The following is an 18,237-nucleotide window of genomic DNA, read 5'->3' as shown; positions in this document are numbered from 1 at the left end:
CTCGGTTAGCCTGATCGTGCAGAGCTTGGCGTTTAACCCCCATCTGCGCAGAGCCTCTGCGCGGCATGGCCGATCTGCCAGTCGGCCATGCCGCTTGAGGACCGCCCATTCGACCGCCCCGCAGCGGCCGGGCGAAAACGCTTAGCGCTCTCCATATTTCGTGACGACCGATATGCCGATCGACCGCAGAAAGTCATCCGGCAGGATGCCACCGGCGCATATGATGACGGCGTCGTTGGCGGTCTCGCTGGCGCCCTGCGCGCACTGCATCGCGACCGACTGTTCGGCAATCGCTGTGACTTCGGTTTCGAACGCGATGGACAATTGTTCATCGGCTTCCGCCTGAAAGGCCAGTTCGCGGTTGCGGCGACGCGCGCGGTTGAAAGCGGCGCCGCGATAGGCGAGCGTCACCTTTGTATCGGGCTCCCTGGCAAGCGCGATGGCGGCTTCGAGGGCGCTGTCTCCACCGCCGACGACCACGACATCGCGGCCGCGATATTGTGCCGGATCGTCGAGCCGATAGACGACCTTGGGCAGATCCTCGCCCGGAACGTTCAGTTTGCGCGGCGTCCCTCGACGACCGATCGCAAGCAGCACCGTCCGCGTCCGATAACGCCCTTTGCTCGTCGTGACCTTGAAGCCGGCATTCAGCCGCTCGATACCCTCGACACGTTCCTGAAATCCGATCTCCAGACCGCTCGTCTCCACGATACCGGCCCACAGATCGATCAGTTCCTCCTTCGAAACCTCCCGAAAATTCATTCGACCATAGATCGGCAGATCGACAGGCTCGGTCATCGCGATCTTCCCGCGCGGATAATGTGCCACGGTTCCGCCAAGACTTTCCTGTTCGACCGTTCGGAACGACAAGCCGGCCTGCTTCGCCGCGAGGCTGGCTGAGATGCCCGCCGGACCTGCGCCTACGATCAGCACGTCGAGCATGTCCTCGCCGTCCGCCGCGTGCTGCCTGTCGGCAATCGAAGAAATCGCCTGTTTTCCCTGCTCGATAGCGTTGCGTATCAACCCCATCCCGCCGAGTTCACCGGCGATGTAAATACCCTCGGCATCGGTTTCGAAATCGGGATTGACGGTCGGAATATCGACGCCGCGTGTCGCGGTTCCGAAGACGAGATCGATCGCTTTCTCGGGACACGCGCTTTCACAGGCCCCGTGTCCGATACAGCGCGTCGGATCGATCAACTCCGCCTTGCTGCCGATCACGCCGAGAACGTCGCCTTCGGGGCACGCAAGCGCACAGGCTCCACATCCGATGCATTTGTCCAGATCGATCACCGGGTGCAGTGACGCGGGCTCGGTCAGGCCGGCATCTTTGGCTTCTCGTGCGATTTCCGCGTGCAATGCGGCGCGGCGGCCGCGATGCGCGGCATACGTCGCCCAGATCGGTATGGCCGGCGCCAGATAGGCAAGCGCCATAGTAGCACTGTGCATCGTGCGCTTCTTTCGGTTCCTGTGAGTTCGCCAGCCCCCGCGGCTGGTTCGTCGCCAACGGCATATGACCGCACGCGCAAGCATTACCAGACCCGCGGCCGCCAAAAACCGACAAGCCGTTCTGCCAAAGGGGTCAGAAGCGACTGTTAATTCGCTATAAATATTTGGATCGCGACGAAGTGAACTCTTCGCGCGACAGGTCGATTATTTGAATGACTCGGCCTGGACATTGAACCTGGTACGACGACTTGGTACTAAGCGAGATGACCGGATGTTGGCAGGCACCGGCGACTTGGAGTGTCGATCGTTGCCTGCCGAGCTGTCATCCGCAGATATTGCTCAAAATCCGCCTGTTGGTAGCGCCCGCAGCCCGGAAAGGAGCGTCTGGCCGTGGGTCATCGGCATCACCGTCACCGCGTTCATCGCTTTCGGATACGCCGTTCGGAAACGGCTTCCGTTCGATCCGGGTTACGGCTGGGGCTATTGGCTAGGCATCATCGGCTCGGTCATGATGCTGGTGCTGCTGATCTATCCGGCGAAAAAATGGTATAAACGGCGCGTCCCCGGGTCGGTCGGATTCTGGTTCCGGTTCCATATGATTCTGGGCCTGCTCGGGCCCGTTGCCGTCCTGTACCATTCGCGCTTTTCCGCTGACGCGTTCAACAGCACGCTGGCGCTCTATGCGATGCTGATCGTCGCGCTCAGCGGTGTCGTCGGGCGCTATCTCCACCGACATATCTACCGCGGTTTCTCACTTCGCCACATTCAGGCACGGGAACTGATCGACGACGTCTTTCGAGCGCGAGCCGCGCTGGATGCCGATGGCGACGCAGGACGCGAAATACGGCGTGAACTGACACAATTTTCCGAGCGGGTCCGCGAGGGACGCCGTGATCTTGCCGGCAGCTTCTGGCTGTCGCTGCGACTGATGGTCGATCTGCGTTTTCGGCGGCACGCATTGGCAGGCGAGATCGCGCGCCACTTCGCAGATACCGCCGGCGTCCAGGGCTGGGATGCGGAAGAACTGTCCGCCCACCAACGTAATGCCACAGCGCACCTTTACGCCTATTGCGATGCCGTCCGCACGGCGAGCACCCTCGCCGTGTTCGAACGGCTTTTTTCGTTGTGGCACCACCTTCATCTGCCGCTCTTCTATTTTCTGGTGGTCGCCGCGATCGTTCATGTGATCGCGGTGCATCTATACTGATGACCCGGCGCACCATCCTCCTTGTCCTCGTCGCGGTCATCATCTTCTGGGCCGCCGGACTGATTACCCGTTCCGTCCTTGAGCAGGCGGTCAGCCCGGGACCGCTCAGCGCCGCACATGCAAAGCTCGGCGCGGACTGTCTGGCCTGCCACGTTCCCTTCGCGCATTCGCTCCAGAACAAGACCTGCACGAGCTGTCACAAGCAGGTCGGTCGCGACATCAGGAACGGCACCGGCCACCATGGTCGCATCCCCGATATCAAGAACCGGACTTGTGCGAGTTGCCACGACGAACACAAGGGAAGAAAGGCCGACATACTCGGCCTAAGCCCGCAAAGCTTCGACCACAGCATGACCGATTTCGCGCTGCACGGCGCGCACCGACGCGTCAAATGCTCGGCGTGCCACAAACAGGGCGAGCATTTCTTCGCCGCACCGAACACCTGCATCGGCTGTCACAAGAAGGATGACGTCCACAAGGGCAAGTTCGGAACGAAATGTGCGGCCTGCCATACCGCGACCGACTGGAAGCTGGTTCATGATTTCGACCATTCGGTCACGGGGTATCCACTGGTTGGCAAGCACAAGGCCGTGCCCTGCGCGAGTTGCCATGTCGGCAACCGCTTCGCCGGGACGCCGCGCGACTGCGTTTCCTGTCATCGCAAGGACGATGTCCACAACGGCGCGCGCGGGACGCAATGCCAGACATGCCACAGTCCCGCCGGGTGGAAGCTGGCAACCTTCGACCATGATCGCGACACGCGCTTTGCGCTGACCGGCGCGCATGCCGCTGTCGGCTGTACGCAGTGCCACGGTCAGGCGATGAGCAGGCCGAAGCCGCCGATGACCTGTATCGGCTGCCACCGATCGGACGACGTCCATCGCGGGCGCAACGGCACCGACTGCGCCGGCTGCCACGTGACCAGGTCATGGAAAGTCATTCATTTCGACCACAGCAAGACGCGCTTTCCGCTGCGCGGCGCGCATCGGAAGGTTCGCTGCCAGGCGTGCCATGTCGGCCCGCTCCACAAGTTCAAGCCGCCTTTGACATGCGTCGGCTGCCACGGTGGCGACGATCCGCACGGGGGCAAGCTGGGACGCGATTGCGCGACGTGCCACACGGCGGCGTCGTGGAAAAAGGGGCTGCGTTTCGACCACAGCCTGACGCGCTTTCCGTTGCTGGGCGCGCATGCCCGACTGCAATGCAGTTCCTGCCATGTGGATCAACGCTTCACCGCAAAGGGCATCACCTGCGCTTCGTGCCATGAGGACACCTTCCACAGGGGGCGGCTAGGCAAGTCACCCGATTGTGCGACCTGCCATAATTCAGAAAACTGGAAGGATTGGCATTTCGACCATGGCGCGCAGACCGGCTTCGTTCTCGACGGTAGCCACAAGAACCTCGAATGCCATGCGTGCCACACCAAGCCAGCGGCGACGGCGCAGCTCGGATCGACCTGTTATTCGTGCCACCGCGCCGACGACGTTCACCATGGCGAGTTCGGCCAGCGCTGCGGTGATTGCCACACAACCAGGGCATTCAAGCCGGCACATCTGCCCGACCGCGTCGGAGCAGCCCCACGTCCTCGCAACCTGCTGGCAACGGCATGCCCCGCCGACCGCTTCCACGCGGCCCTCGCGATCTGTGGTCGGGCGCGAACATCGAAAGGAGTGACGCAATGAAGTCGTCCATCGCGTTCTTCATCGCCTGCACAGCCATATTGTTCGTCTCGATCGCGGCGCGCACCGGAACGCCGCAACAGGGAATCGTCGACGCCATCGACCATTACCGAACCGGGTTCCCGCTCGAGGGCGGACATGAACGCGTTCCGTGCGAAAGCTGCCACCGCAACGGTGTTTTCAAGGGCACGCCCCGCCGCTGCGAGGACTGCCACAACAATATCCGCGCCGAAGGCAAGGGATTTCGGCATATTCCCACTTCGCTCGGCTGCGAACAATGTCACAGCGTACAGGAATGGCGGCTGTCGCGTTTCGACCATACCGACATCACATCGGGCTGCTTTCGCTGTCACAACAATTTCACCGCGCCGGGAAAGACGCTGACGCATCCTCCGACGAGCAATGTCTGCGAGGATTGCCACGGCACGGTCCACTGGCCCCGACTGCTGCCGGGAGTCGGCGCCTCCACCAGCCCGAGGGTACCACGCGAACATTGGCGAAGGACGGGTTGATGAGCATCGACTATCCGCTCGACGGGGTGCGAAATCTGTCGATGCCGATCGCGGCCGAGGTGAGGCCCGGTCTGGCCCGGAACGCGCCGGCAGCGTCGACCGCTCAGGCCTGCGCCGAGATACGGATTGCGCTCGATCGCCCGGCGCTCGACGCCTTTCCCGGCACGAGCGGCAGCGGCGATGAAATTCGGGTCCCCTTGCAGGGCGGCACCGAAGGGCTTCCGGTCCCGCTCGCGGTGCCCGCAGACGGTCGCGCCGATGTTTCCGCCATGCGCATCGTTGCAGAGGAAGCAAGGCCGATATTGTTGGTCACGCTCTCGGCCTCTCGTGACTACAGTGTTCGCGTGGGTCCCGATCACAGGAACCTGTCGATCACGCTCGGACCAACGGGCTGCAACCCGGCCGCGGCGCCCGAGCAATCGTCGCAGAAGACAGGGGGCGCACCATCCACCACCCAGGGCAATCCGTCCCCGGATACCGAAGACCGAGACAGGCTGATCGCCGAAGCTGAAGCGGCGATCCGCAGCAAGGACGAACCGAAGGCGCTGCGACTTCTCGAACAGTTGCTTTCCTATATCCCCGACGAACATACGCCGCGGGCGCGCGAATTGCTGGGCCTGTTGCGCGAACGCGCCGGCCGGGTCGAAGAGGCGCGCGCGATCTACCGCGACTATCTGCGCCGTTATCCGGATACGGAGGGCGCCAGTCGGGTGAAGCAGCGGCTGGCTCAGCTTGGTGGTCGGCAGGAACCGACCGAACAGGCCGACCGGACACTCAAACCCGCGCAAGAGGTACGACGAGAAGTGGAGCGCGTCGAAATGCGCGGCGTCATCAGCCAGTTCTACTATCGCGACCGCAGCCGCAGCGTCTTTCTGGAAGCGCAACCGCAAACGCCTTCGACCGATCTCGACGTTCGCAACAATTACGACGAAATCTACAGCAGCATCGACGCCACGGCGAGCTATCGAAACAACGACTTTCGGGCAGAGGCGACGCTCTCGGTCGCACACGTGTCCGAATATACCCCTGTCCTCCTTGTGGGTGCGACGCGCAACGAGGGTTCGTACAATATTCTCGACGAAATCTATCTCGACTTTGCCGACGAACGGCTCGGCGCTTCGCTTCGCATCGGTCGCCAGATCGAATATGGCACAGGGATCTTCGGCAGGTTCGACGGCATCAAGGGTTCGGTCCGCATCGGAGCGGAATCGCAGGTCAATCTGATATTCGGTCATCCGGTCTGGTCGGCGCGTTCGACGGGCATCGACGCATCGCGGACCTTTTATGCGATAAGCGCCGATATCGGATCGTCCGCAAAAGGCGCAAGGGGACGCATCTACTGGTTCGATCAACGGCAGGAAGGCGGCATCGTCGATCGTCAGGCAATTGGCGGTCAGGTACGGCTGACCGGCGAACGCTTCAGCCTGACCGCGCTGGCCGATTACGACCTGTCGTTCGGGACGCTGAACGCCGCTTCCATCAACGCCGCCTATTCGTTCAAAGACCAGTCGACGCTGACGATTGCGGCGCAATATCTCCACTATCCCACGCTATCGCTCACCAATGCGATCCTTGCGCAGCCGGTCCCGACCTATCAGACGGTGCGCGAAGCGCTGACATCGGATCAGATTCGCCAGGCAGCGCGCGACCGAACGATGCTCACACGGCAATTGACCGTTACCTATGCTCTACCGATTGCCGACAACTGGAATGCAGTGCTCGACGCTACGCTATCGGATACCGGGGGATCGCCGGGCTCTTTCGGTGTTCCGGCATATCCCGCACCCGGCACCGAATGGTATGCCGGCGGCCAGTTGATCGGCAAGGCTGTATTGCGGCCGAGAGACACTGTCCTGATCGGCCTGCGCCTTGCAGACACCGACCTGGCAACGATCACAGCTGCCGATGCTACCTACCGTTTCGATCTTTCAACATTCAGTGTCGCGCCGCGCATCCGCATGGCGCTGCGCCAGAACAAGCACGATACCGGATCATCGCGCGTCATAGCGCCTTCACTTCGCATGGTCTGGCACGTGTCGAAAGACGCAGATATCGAGGCGGAAGCAGGCGGCAACTTCGTTCACCAGCGCTATACGACGCCCAGCCTGACCGGACGCCGCGAAGAATCGGCATTCATCGCGCATATCGGGTATCGGCTACGCTTCTGAGCAAGACAGCTCACGCAACCGCCGCCCTCCCGGTATCGCGAGGGGCTTGTCGCGCACCACGAATATCTGCACCACGGCGCAACATCATGGGCAAAATTCGGGAAGATGCGTTCGACAATGACCGACAATCGCTGGCAATTCTGGGTCGATCGCGGCGGGACATTCACCGACATCGTCGCGCGCAAGCCAGACGGGGAAACCGTCACCGCGAAATATCTGTCGGAAAATCCCGAACGCTATGACGATGCCGCGGTTGCGGCGATCCGCGACCTCACCGGCGCAGGCGACGGGCGGCTGCCGCCCGCCGATATCCGCATCGGCACGACGATCGCCACCAACGCGCTGCTGGAACGCAAGGGCGAGCCGGTGTTGCTCGCCATCACGCGCGGCTTCGGCGACGCGCTGCTGATCGGAACACAGGACCGTCCCGACATCTTCGCGCGCAAGATCGAACGGCCCACGCCGCTCTACGCCGACACGATCGAGATCGACGAGCGCGTAACGTTCGAAGGAGAGGTCGAACGCCCGCTCGATATGGCCGCCGCGCGTTCGGGGTTGGAAGCCGCATATGCCAAAGGGCTGCGCGCCGTCGCGATCGTGCTGATGCACGGCTATCGCCATCCGGCCCACGAACAGCAGCTTGCCGAACTGGCGCGAGATGTCGGATTCACCCAGATTTCGGTCAGCCACGAGGTCGGTGCGCTCATCAAGCTGGTCGGGCGGGGCGATACCAGCGTGGTCGATGCCTATCTGTCGCCGGTACTGCGCCGCTATGTCGAGGGGCTGGAGCGCGCGCTGGGCGGCGACACGCATCCGCTGTTCATGCAATCGAATGGCGGGCTGACCGCCGGTCACGCCTTTCGTGGCAAGGACGCGATCCTGTCCGGCCCGGCGGGCGGCATCGTCGGCATGGCGGAAACCGCCAGGCTCGCCGGGTTCGACAAGGTCATCGGTTTCGACATGGGGGGCACCTCCACCGACGTGTCGCTGTTCGCCGGCGAATATGAGCGCGACAACGAAACCGTCGTCGCCGGCGCCCGCATCCGCGCGCCGATGCTGCGCATCCATACCGTCGCGGCGGGTGGCGGGTCGGTCTGTTCTTTTGACGGCGGACGGATGCTGGTCGGCCCGGATTCGGCAGGCGCTGTCCCCGGCCCCGCCGCCTATCGCCGGGGCGGGCCGCTGACGGTGACCGATTGCAACGTCGCGCTCGGCAAGGTCCAGCCCGACTTCTTTCCTGCCGTGTTCGGCGAAGATGGCGACGAACCCCTAGACCACGAAGCCGCGATGACGCGACTGACGGAACTGGCCGCCGAGGCCGAAGCAGCGACCGGAAAAGACCGCTCGCCCGAACAGGTCGCCGAAGGGCTGGTCGCGATTGCCGTCGCCAACATGGCGAACGCGATCAAATCGATCTCGATCGCACGCGGACACGATATCACGCGCTTCGTCCTCGCCTGTTTCGGCGGCGCGGGTGGGCAGCATGCGTGCCTGGTTGCCGATGCGCTGGGCATCGAGCGGGTGATGATCCACCCGCTGGCGGGCGTTCTCTCGGCCTATGGCATGGGTCTCGCCGACCGGCGCGAGATGCGCGAACGCACGCTTGCCCTGCCGCTCGAGGATGATCGCATGGCGGAGATCAGGGCCGCGGCCGACGAACTGGGCGAGGAAGCGAGCGCCGCGCTGGTCGCGCAGGGTGTCGATGACGATACGATCAACACCCGGGTCCGCGCGCATGTCCGCACGCGCGGCACCGAAAGCACTTTCGAGATCGCGCTGGGCCCGCCCGAGGCAATGCGCGAAGCCTTCTCCAAAGCCTTTGAACAACGTTTCGGCTATGGCGAAAAGGGCGCGCTGATCGTCGACATGCTGCGTGCAGAGGCGATTGCCGAAACCGCGAACAAGGGCGGCGCACTCCCCTCTCAACCAGCGACAAGCAGCCCGCCGGTGGCCACGGTCGAAACCTTCATGGCCGGCGAATGGTGCGACACCCCGGTGCATCAGCGCAACGACCTGGCGGAAGGCGCGGTGGTCGAAGCACCCGCGCTCGTCATCGACCCCGTTTCGACCACCGTCGTCGAACCCGGCTGGAGCGCCACGATCGGAAGCGACGGATCGCTACACATGACGCGATCGGTCGCGGCCTCGGATGCCGATATCGGCACCGAGGTCGATCCGGTCCGGCTCGAGATTTTCTCAGGCCTTTTCATGTCGATCGCGGAAGAAATGGGCGCCGCGCTTCAGCATTCGGCATCGTCGGTCAACATTCGCGAACGGCTCGATTTCTCCTGCGCGGTGTTCGATGCGCGCGGCAACCTGATCGCCAATGCACCGCATATTCCGGTGCATCTGGGTTCGATGGGCGAAAGCATCCGCACGGTCATCGATCGGCGCACGAAGGATGGCCGCGGCATTCGGCGCGGCGACGTCTATGCGCTCAACGCCCCCTATGACGGCGGAACCCACCTGCCCGACATCACCGTCATCCAGCCGGTCTTCGCCAGCGAGGAGAGCGATGTGCCGGACTTCTTCGTCGCGGCGCGCGGCCATCATGCCGATGTCGGCGGCACCAGCCCCGGATCGATGCCGTCCGACAGCCGCTCGATCGAGGAAGAGGGCATTATCTTCGACAATGTCCTGATCGTCGAGGAGGGCCGCTTTCGCGAGGCGGAGATACGTGACCTGCTCGGCTCGGGCGACTGGCCGGCGCGCAATATCGATCAGAATATCGCCGACCTCGCCGCGCAGATCGCCGCCTGTGCGCGGGGCAGCGCCGGGCTTCGCGCAACGTCCGACCAATACGGCGTCGATGTCGTGCGCGCCTATATGGACCATGTGCAGGATTACGCCGCCGACGCCGTGCGGCGCCTGGTCCCCCAGCTTTCAAGCGGTAGTTTCTCCTACGAAACCGATAGCGGCGCGCACGTGACAGTGGCGGTTTCGGTCGATGCCGATGCGCGCACGCTCGCCTTCGACTTCACCGGCACGAGCGAGCAGCAGCCGACTAATTTCAACGCCCCGCTCGCCATTGTCCGCGCCGCGATCCTCTATGTCATCCGCACACTGATCGACGAGCCGGTACCGCTCAACGACGGCTTCCTGCGCGCGGTGACGATCAAGGTGCCCGAAGGGTCGATGCTCAACCCGCGCTATCCCGCAGCGGTCGTCGCCGGCAATGTCGAGACGAGCCAGGTCGTCACCGACACGCTGTTCGGGGCGCTGGGCGCAATGGCAGCGTCGCAGGGCACGATGAACAACTTCACCTTCGGCAACGACCGCCACCAATATTATGAAACGATCGCCGGCGGATCGGGCGCCGGGCCGGGCTTCGACGGCACTTCGGCGGTGCAGACGCACATGACCAACAGCCGGCTGACCGACCCCGAAGTGCTCGAGGCGCGCTTTCCGGTCCTGCTCGAACAATTCGCCATACGCGCGGGTTCTGGCGGCGCGGGGCGCTGGCACGGCGGCGACGGAACGGTGCGGCGAATGCGCTTTCGAGAGGCGATGCGCGCCAACATCCTGTCCAACCACCGCCGCGTCCCGCCCTTCGGCCTCGACGGTGGCGAGGACGGTGCGGTCGGCATCAACCGCGTCGAGCGCGCCGACGGCCGCAACGAAGCGCTTTCCGGCACCGCATCGGCAGACATGGAGCCGGGCGATGTGTTCGTCATCGAAACGCCCGGCGGCGGCGGATATGGCAAGGGCGACAAGGCATGAGCGACTATCTGCCGCTGCTCGGCATTCTGGTGGTGGTCGTCGGCTTCGCGGTGAAACTCAACCCGATGCTGGTGGTGACCGCCGCCGCGATCGTGACCGGGCTGCTTGCGGGAATGGGACCGGTCGAGGTGATCTTGACGTTCGGCAAGGCGTTCAACGACAACCGCATCATCGCCATCGTCTGGATCGTGCTGCCTGCGATCGGGCTGCTCGAACGCTATGGCCTGCAGGAACGTGCCCGCACGCTGATTTCGGGGTTCCGCCGGGCGACTGCGGGGCGGCTGCTGTTGCTCTATCTCGGCTACCGCCAGATCACCGCCGCGATCGGCCTGCAATCGACCGCCGGCCATCCACAAACGGTACGCCCGCTCGTCGCGCCGATGGCGCTGGCTGCTGCCGAGCAGCAGCACGGCGAACTCGATGAAGAAACGCAGGAAAAGGTAAAGGCCTATTCGGCGGCGACCGACAATGTCGGGCTCTTCTTCGGAGAAGACATTTTCTTCGCCATCGGGTCGATCGTGCTGATCCAGCAGACGCTGGCGACCTATGACATCAACCTGACGCCTTTCCAGCTCGCGCTCCACGCCATTCCGTCCGCAATCGCCGCAGCGATCATCCACGGCATCCGGCTGGTGCTGTTCGACCGCTCGCTCAAAAAGGCTGCGCAGTGATCACGCTCAACTGGCTCTATGTCCTGGCCGGGCTGATGTTCGCCGCCTTTGCGGTGCTGAGCGCGCTCGACCGGCGAAACGCCAAACGCTTCGGCAATGCCGCCTTTTGGGGATTGATGGCGCTCAGCCTGCTCGGCGGGTCCTATATCGGCGATCTCGCCAACGGCCTGCTCGTGCTCGGCCTTGCCGGGCTGGCGGGGTTCGGCGCGATCGGGCGCGGCGATCCCGACACGACGAGCGGCGCCGAGCGGGAGGCCTATAGCAAACGCCTCGGCAACCGCCTGTTCCTCCCCGCGCTCATCATTCCGGCGACTGCGCTGATCGGCACGCTCGCCTACACCTATACGCCACTCGGCCAGTATGGTCTGATCGAGCCTCGCCGCGAAACCTATGTCCTGCTCGGCCTCGGCGTGCTGGTCGCGGTGCTCGTGATTTTCCTGTGGTTGCGTCCGCCTGCCCTCGCCCCGTTGCAAGAGGGGCGCAGGATGATCGATTCGATCGGCTGGGCGGCGGTATTGCCACAGATGCTGGCAGCGCTCGGCGTCGTGTTCGCGGCAGCCGGCGTCGGAACCGTGATCGGCGATGCCACGCGCGCGATCATTCCCGATGGCAGCATCTTCCTGACCGTGCTCGTCTATGCGCTCGGCATGGTGTTGTTCACGATGATCATGGGCAACGCCTTCGCCGCCTTCCCGGTGATGGCGGCCGCGATCGGCGTTCCGCTCCTCATCAACAGCTATGGCGGCAGCCCGGCGGTGATCGGCGCGATCGGAATGCTTGCGGGCTTTTGCGGCACGCTGATGACGCCGATGGCCGCCAACTTCAATCTGGTGCCGGCGGCGCTTCTTGAAATGAAGGACGAGAACGGCGTCATCAAGGCGCAGGTCTGGACCGCGATCCCGCTGCTCGCCGCCAATATCGCGCTCATCTATTTTCTGGGATTTATATGGACCTATTGACTCCCGCCATCGCCTCGCGCTTCGCGACGATCACGCTCGGCCATCTCGAGCAGCAATGGCCGTATAAGCTCGACCATGTGATGAACGGGCCAGAGGATGTGGTAGCGCCCATCGACCTGCATCCCGTTTTCCACGGCAGTTTCGACTGGCATAGCTGCGTGCATGGCTGGTGGCAGATCATGCGGCTGTTGCGGCGCTTTCCCGACCTGCCCGAAGCGCCCGATATCCGCGAGCGTGCCGATCGTTTGATGGTACCGGACAAGGTCGCCGCCGAACTCGACTATCTCTCGCGACCGATGAGTGCGGGATTCGAGCGGCCCTATGGCTGGGCCTGGCTGCTCGCGCTGCATGACGAGCTGACGCATCACGACGCGCCGTGGGGCGAGACGCTGGAGCCGCTGGCGCGCGCCTTTGCCGAACGCTTCGCCGATCACCTGCCGAAGCTGACCTATCCGATCCGCGTCGGCACGCACTACAATAGCAGCTTCGCGCTCACACTGGCGCATGGTTGGGCCGAACGGCACGACGCCGGCCTCGCGCAGCTGATCGCCGAACGCGCGCAGGGCTGGTTCGCAAACGACCGCGCATGTCAGGCGTGGGAACCCGGCGGCGATGAGTTCCTGTCCTCTGCACTGTGCGAGGCGATGCTGATGCGCACCGTTCTGCCGCGCGAAGCCTTTCGGGCATGGTGGGACGCGTTTCTGCCCGACGCGGCGCAGGGCAAGCCCGCAACGCTGTTCACCCCCGCCACCGTATCCGATCGCAGCGATGGCAAGATCGTCCATCTCGACGGGCTCAACCTGTCGCGATCATGGTGCTGGTTCGCGGTCGCCGATGCGCTCGGCAGCGACCATCCGGCGAGCACGCTCGCCCGCGAAACGGGGCATGCGCATCTGGAGGCGAGCCTTCCGCATCTCGACGACAGCTATATGGGCGGGCACTGGCTAGCCACCTTCGCGCTGCTCGCGCTCGAGGTCGCGCCTAGGACGTGAGGCCGAGCGCCTCCTTCAGATCACCCAGCCACGGTTCATAGGGCTTCCACGCGCCCACACCGCGCTTGTTGATCGGGCGGCGGACCTGTTCGGAACTGGCGGTGCGCACCGCGCGGTCGGTCTTGTGAAAGTCGAGGCACGCCTGCTCGAAGGGCAGCTCCAGAAAATCGAGCATCCGCCGCACCTGCCCTTCCAGGTCGTCGAGCACATCCTCGTGCTGGACGCGCAGGATACGCCCTTCGGGCATCACCGCGTCCCAATGATCCATCAGATCGACATAGTCGCGGTAATAGCGACCGACCTCGGTCAGGCCGTAGGTGAATTCCTGCCCCTCGGCGAACAGCTGCTTGAAGCAGGAGAAACAGCAGTCCATCGGGTCGCGGCGCGCATCGATGATCTTGGCATTGGGCAGGATCAGATGGATCAGTCCGATATGCCGGAAATTGTTCGGCATCTTGTCGATGAAATAGGGCGCGCCCTGCCGGTGGATGCGCGTATTCTCGATGAAGCTCTCGCCCATCTCGCGAAGCTGATCGGCGTTCAGATTGGCAAGGATCGCAGGGTAGCGGCTGCCCTCCGGCGACTTGTCGCGACCGCGCAGCCGGTGCGCAAGCGCCAGGATATTGGGCAGCTCCAGCGTACCGTCGACCTGGCTGTGCGAAGCGAGAATCTGCTCCAGCAGCGTCGATCCCGCGCGCGGCAGACCAAGGATGAAGATCGGATCGGGCGCCGGGCAGCCCTGCCCCGCCTTGTCCGCGAACAGTTCGGCGGTGCAGACCGATTTCTGCGCGGCGAGCTCTGCCTGCATCTGATCGGCGTCGTAACGCGTCTGCTTGCGCTTCAGCGTGTTGCCGGCTTCGTAAAAACCGAAGGAGCGGCCATATTCCTGCCGATCCTCGAACGCCTTGCCGAGCGCGAAGTCGAGGTGCACGCGGTCCATCAGCCCGATGTCATCGCGCGAAAGCTGCTGCTCCATCGCCGCGATCTCGTCATCGGAGAAGCGGTAGGTTTTCAGATTGGCGAGCGCGTAATAGGCGTCGCCCTGTTCGGGCCGCGCGCCGATAGCCGCGCGGTACGAGGCGATTGCCTCGTCCTGCTGGCCATAGGTCTTGAGCGCATGCCCGCGCGAGGTAAGCGTCGCGGGATCGCTGGGCAGCTTGGTCAGGATCGTCTCGAAAAGCTCGAGCGCGCCCTCATAATCGCCGGTCTGCATCCGTTCGATCGCGAGGTGCGACTGGAACAGCGGATTGCCCGGATCGCGCTCGTGAAGGATTCGCGCCTGTTCGAGCGCCTCGGCAAATTTCTGACGTTTGCGCAACACCTGGATATAGTCGAGGCGTAGCTGGATATTGTCGGGTTCGAATTCGACCGCGCTTTCGAGCAGAAACTCGGCATCGTCGAGCACGCCCAGCCGGCTGCCGATATCGGCGAGCAGGCGCATCGCCTCGACATGATGGGGCCGCTGCTGGAGGAACTGGCGGCACAGCGCCTCGGCCTTCAGGATGCGGCCTTCATGGATCATATTGGTGACGGCGACGAGCTCGCGCGGCAACTGTGCGAGCCGTTCGGCCTGCGCTCGCGCCGCCTGCGCCTCGGCGCTCCGCCCCATGCGCGCCAGCAGATCGGCCTGCGCCGTCCAGCTTGCGGCAAGCGCGGGGTTGAGCTGGCACGCGCGCGCATAGGCGGCAACCGCGTCCTGCGCACGCCCTTCGTCCCGGGCGAGATGCCCGGCTTCCTGCCAGGCGCGCCCAAATTCGGGCGCCGCCTCGCGAAGCTGCGCGACGAACCGGTGCGCGGCGGGAAAATCGCGGGCATAGCGCGCCGCGACCGCGGCGATGTAGAGCGCGTCGACATGGCCCGGCTCGTCGGCCAGCACCGACCGCGCCTGCGCCAGTGCCCCGGCATGGTCGGTGGCCGCCAGTGCCCGCTTGGCCGCGTCCAGCGCTTCGGTCGCTCGATTGTCGCCCTTCGTATCGCTCATCGCCAATCCCATACAGAAAGGGGGACGGCCTTGCGACCGTCCCCCATCTTTTCGTGTCGCTGTCCTTCGATCAGAAGTCGTAGGACACGCGCGCGCCCAGGGTCAGCGGGCGGCTGACGGTAACGCGCGGACGATCATAATAGAAATCGCCGCTGATCTGCGCACGCTCGTCGGTCAGGTTGTTGCCGAACACCTCGAACGTCCAGTCGTCCTTGGCGATGCCGGCGGTCAGACCGAACATCGTATAGCTGTCGAGCTTCAGACGATTGATCGTGATGATGTCGGTATATTTCGACGCCGAGTGCGTGACCGACGGCATGATGTGCGCCGTCAGATCGTTCGACAGATCCCATTCGTACCGCACGCGCAGATTGCCCTGGAACGGCGGCGCATAGGCAAGGTTGCTGCCCACCTGCACGTCGTTCGTCGGCGTCAGGACGCGCGTGACCTTGGTATCGAGGAACGAGAACGCACCCGAGACCGTAAGACCCGGCATCGTGTAGGGAGCATAGGTGAACTCACCCTCGACGCCCTTGGTCCATGCATCGGCCGCATTGTCCGAGAAGAACAGGTTGGTGATGCTGGGATCGAAGATCGTGGTCTGAAGCTTTGAAATATCGACATAGAATGCGCTCGCGTTGAACACGAGCTGGTTGTCGAGCAGCTTCAGCTTTGCGCCGATCTCGTAATTGTCGACATTGTCGGTATCGAGCGCGAACGGCACGGTATAACCGTTCGGACCCTGCGCGCCGCCGGGGCGGTTCAGCAGACCGGGGCGGAAGCCCTGAGAATAGGTGGCATAGAACAACAGCCCATCGCTCGGCTTGAACGTCAGCGTCCCCTTGAAGATCACGCCTTCGGCACGCGCCTTGTCGGGCGCGTTGAGCGCGGCGACGATCTGCGGCGGCGTCGAGGAATCGACATTGGCCTGCGTATAGGTGGTCTGCGCCGCCGGGTTGCAGGTGCCGCGGAAGGTATACTGGCCGTCGCCGTTATACAGGTCGCTGATATCGGTGCCGTATGAATTGGTATCGGTGCCGTTCGGACCCGACAGGTTGCAGAACGAGCTGTTCGCGCTACCCGCCAGATCGACCGCCACGTTGTAGTAACGCGCGCCGAACGTCGCGATCAGCGTGTCGGGGATGATGTCGAAATCGGCCTGACCGAAGATACCGATCTGACGATCGGTACGCTTCACGTCGTTGCGGAAGATCACACCCGGCGGGAACGGACCCGGGTCCGAGGTATAGCCCGTCATGAACGGATAGTTGGGCGCGAACCCGACGACGCCGGGGCTGAACCCCTTCACATATTGCGACCCCGGATAGTGGAAGTCGTTGCGTTCCTTCAGCACCAGCTTCGAATAGAAGCCGCCGGCCTGCATGCGGAAACGCCAGTCGTCGGGCGTGCTGAAGCGCAGCTCGTCGGTGAACTTGGTCGTGTCCGAAGCCGAGGTCACGAACAGGTTCGGCGCCTGGCAGGTGCCGCTGGGATCGTTGCCCGCCCCCGGATAGCTGACCGATGCGTCGCAGATATAATAGGGCAGATACTGACCGACGAACAGATAGTCGGTGTAATCGACGCGCTGGTCGGTCTTACGGTCGGTATACGCACCCGTATAGACCATGTTGAGCGCACCCAGACGACCTTCGACGGTCCATGCGGTGTTGCTGAAATCGTCGTTCAGACGATCGTTCGAAAAGCGCTGAATCTCCAGATCGCCAAGCGTCGGATCTTCAAAGAAGACGCCGTCGGTGTCGAGATTCTGGCGCATATGCTGCACCTTCAGCGACCAGTCGGGATTGATTTCCCACAGCGCCGAAACACGGAAGCCGGTATATTGGCTGTCGTTGAAGTTCTTCTGCGTCAGCCCGGAATTGTTGGCCGAAATGAAGTTGACGTTCGACAGGTCGGCGCCCGCCTGGAATCCGGCACGCGCGGGGCTGACCGGAACACCGTTGTAGCGGACGGTGCCCGCGGGGCGGAAACGTGCGCTTTCGGACGCGTTGCGGGTGCCCGCGACATTGTCGATATAGCCGCCCTGATGGTCGAGATAGGCGACGCCGCGCACCGCGATGCTGTCGGTGACCGGCACGTTCAGGACGACGGTCGCGTTTTCGCTCATGTCGCCGCTCTTGGTGAAGGAGACACCAGCCTTCGCCTTGCCTTCGAACACGCCGAGCTTGGGATCGTTGGTGATGAGGCGGATGACGCCCGCCTGCGAGCTGGCGCCGAACAGCGTGCCCTGCGGACCCGACAGAACTTCGATGCGCGAAAGGTCGGCAGCATAGACGTCGAGGTTACGGCCCGGCTGCGACAGCGGCTGATCGTCGAGATACATCGACACGTTGGGCGCAAGGCCCGCGACACCCGCGGTCGTCAGGTTCGGCGTGGTCGAGGCGAGACCGCGAATATAAATCGTCTTCTGCCCCGGTCCGCCGCCGCCGGCGGTCACGTTGGGAAGCTGCGTAAGATAGTCGGAGAAATTGGCGACGCCGGTCTGGTCCAACTCATCGCCGCCAAGCGCCTGTACCGCGATCGGAACGTCCTGCAGGTTTTCGGTGCGCCGGTTCGCGGTGACGACGATTTCCTTCACGCCGCCGGTCGGCTTCTGCCGTGTCTGCTGACCATTTTGCGCCGATTGGGCGGGCTGCGCCGTCTGCGCGAACGCCGGCGCGGCGGAAAGCGATGCGACAAGAGCCGCGACGGACGCGGTGCTACGTAATGTGAACATGGTTTCCCCTGGTCTGTTCTTCGGAAGCTGCGGCCCGACCAGCCTGATGGCGATAGCCGCATGGAGGCGACCCCGGCCCTGAAAGCACCGACAACGGTCGCATAAATCCTGAATTGGGAGCGCTGCCTAATGCAGGCCGGTCAATCCCGCCAGTCCCGATGTTGC

At 63.7% G+C, this 18,237-nt stretch carries 11 protein-coding genes; 8 read left to right on the top strand and 3 right to left on the bottom strand.

The features are described from left to right. Positions 1 to 141 precede the first annotated feature (141 nt). Positions 142 to 1,449: an NAD(P)-binding domain-containing protein gene (locus J7S20_RS00605; protein ID WP_284052294.1), complete on the bottom strand. Its 1,308-nt coding sequence runs from the start codon at positions 1,447 to 1,449 to the stop codon at positions 142 to 144. Between the two features lie 208 nt (positions 1,450 to 1,657). Between J7S20_RS00605 and J7S20_RS00600 the strand changes: the two genes are divergently transcribed. From J7S20_RS00600 to J7S20_RS00565, 8 genes are all read left to right on the top strand, one after another. Continuing rightward, a complete protein-coding gene (locus J7S20_RS00600; protein ID WP_284052293.1) occupies positions 1,658 to 2,656 on the top strand; it encodes a hypothetical protein in 999 nt (332 codons plus the stop codon). Then, positions 2,656 to 4,338 carry a cytochrome C gene (locus J7S20_RS00595; protein WP_284052292.1) on the top strand — a complete coding sequence of 561 codons (1,683 nt, stop codon included), beginning with the start codon at positions 2,656 to 2,658 and terminating at the stop codon, positions 4,336 to 4,338. Before J7S20_RS00600 ends, J7S20_RS00595 begins: the two co-directional genes overlap by 1 nt. After that, positions 4,335 to 4,847, top strand: coding sequence for a hypothetical protein (locus J7S20_RS00590; RefSeq protein WP_284052291.1), 513 nt, complete (start codon positions 4,335 to 4,337; stop codon positions 4,845 to 4,847). The genes J7S20_RS00595 and J7S20_RS00590 overlap by 4 nt, the downstream gene beginning before the upstream one ends. After that, positions 4,847 to 7,015 (top strand): tetratricopeptide repeat protein, encoded by a 2,169-nt coding sequence (locus J7S20_RS00585; protein WP_284052290.1) that lies wholly within the window; start codon positions 4,847 to 4,849, stop codon positions 7,013 to 7,015. The genes J7S20_RS00590 and J7S20_RS00585 overlap by 1 nt, the downstream gene beginning before the upstream one ends. 105 nt (positions 7,016 to 7,120) lie before the next feature. Further along, positions 7,121 to 10,735, top strand: a complete 3,615-nt coding sequence (locus tag J7S20_RS00580) for a hydantoinase B/oxoprolinase family protein (protein ID WP_284052289.1) — start codon at positions 7,121 to 7,123, stop codon at positions 10,733 to 10,735. Beyond that, the gene (locus J7S20_RS00575; RefSeq protein ID WP_284052288.1) at positions 10,732 to 11,406 is read left to right on the top strand and encodes a DUF969 domain-containing protein; all 675 of its coding nucleotides are present in this window, start codon (positions 10,732 to 10,734) and stop codon (positions 11,404 to 11,406) included. The genes J7S20_RS00580 and J7S20_RS00575 overlap by 4 nt, the downstream gene beginning before the upstream one ends. Then, positions 11,403 to 12,365 (top strand): DUF979 domain-containing protein, encoded by a 963-nt coding sequence (locus tag J7S20_RS00570; RefSeq protein WP_284052287.1) that lies wholly within the window; start codon positions 11,403 to 11,405, stop codon positions 12,363 to 12,365. The genes J7S20_RS00575 and J7S20_RS00570 overlap by 4 nt, the downstream gene beginning before the upstream one ends. After that, a complete protein-coding gene (locus J7S20_RS00565; protein ID WP_284052286.1) occupies positions 12,353 to 13,357 on the top strand; it encodes a DUF2891 domain-containing protein in 1,005 nt (334 codons plus the stop codon). The genes J7S20_RS00570 and J7S20_RS00565 overlap by 13 nt, the downstream gene beginning before the upstream one ends. On the opposite strand, the gene J7S20_RS00560 is transcribed toward J7S20_RS00565, so the two are convergent. Together J7S20_RS00560 and J7S20_RS00555 are read right to left on the bottom strand one after the other, a co-directional pair. Beyond that, a complete protein-coding gene (locus J7S20_RS00560) occupies positions 13,347 to 15,338 on the bottom strand; it encodes a tetratricopeptide repeat-containing sulfotransferase family protein (RefSeq protein WP_284052285.1) in 1,992 nt (663 codons plus the stop codon). The genes J7S20_RS00565 and J7S20_RS00560 overlap by 11 nt on opposite strands. 70 nt (positions 15,339 to 15,408) lie before the next feature. Then, a complete protein-coding gene (locus tag J7S20_RS00555; protein WP_284052284.1) occupies positions 15,409 to 18,072 on the bottom strand; it encodes a TonB-dependent receptor in 2,664 nt (887 codons plus the stop codon). Positions 18,073 to 18,237 lie beyond the last annotated feature (165 nt).

The organism is Stakelama marina (assembly GCF_018122655.1).
GTDB lineage: Bacteria > Pseudomonadota > Alphaproteobacteria > Sphingomonadales > Sphingomonadaceae > Sphingomonas > Sphingomonas marina.
Note: the sequence above shows the minus strand (reverse complement) of the source record. Positions and strands in the feature narration are given on the sequence as shown.

Excerpts from the sequence above, each read along its gene's own strand:
- J7S20_RS00560 (WP_284052285.1), bottom strand. The coding sequence starts at position 15,338 with ATGAGCGATACGAAGGGCGACAATCGAGCGACCGAAGCGCTGGACGCG.
- J7S20_RS00580 (WP_284052289.1), top strand. The coding sequence starts at position 7,121 with ATGCGTTCGACAATGACCGACAATCGCTGGCAATTCTGGGTCGATCGC.
- J7S20_RS00555 (WP_284052284.1), bottom strand. The coding sequence starts at position 18,072 with ATGTTCACATTACGTAGCACCGCGTCCGTCGCGGCTCTTGTCGCATCG.
- J7S20_RS00595 (WP_284052292.1), top strand. The coding sequence starts at position 2,656 with ATGACCCGGCGCACCATCCTCCTTGTCCTCGTCGCGGTCATCATCTTC.
- J7S20_RS00605 (WP_284052294.1), bottom strand. The coding sequence starts at position 1,449 with ATGCACAGTGCTACTATGGCGCTTGCCTATCTGGCGCCGGCCATACCG.
- J7S20_RS00590 (WP_284052291.1), top strand. The coding sequence starts at position 4,335 with ATGAAGTCGTCCATCGCGTTCTTCATCGCCTGCACAGCCATATTGTTC.
- J7S20_RS00585 (WP_284052290.1), top strand. The coding sequence starts at position 4,847 with ATGAGCATCGACTATCCGCTCGACGGGGTGCGAAATCTGTCGATGCCG.
- J7S20_RS00575 (WP_284052288.1), top strand. The coding sequence starts at position 10,732 with ATGAGCGACTATCTGCCGCTGCTCGGCATTCTGGTGGTGGTCGTCGGC.
- J7S20_RS00565 (WP_284052286.1), top strand. The coding sequence starts at position 12,353 with ATGGACCTATTGACTCCCGCCATCGCCTCGCGCTTCGCGACGATCACG.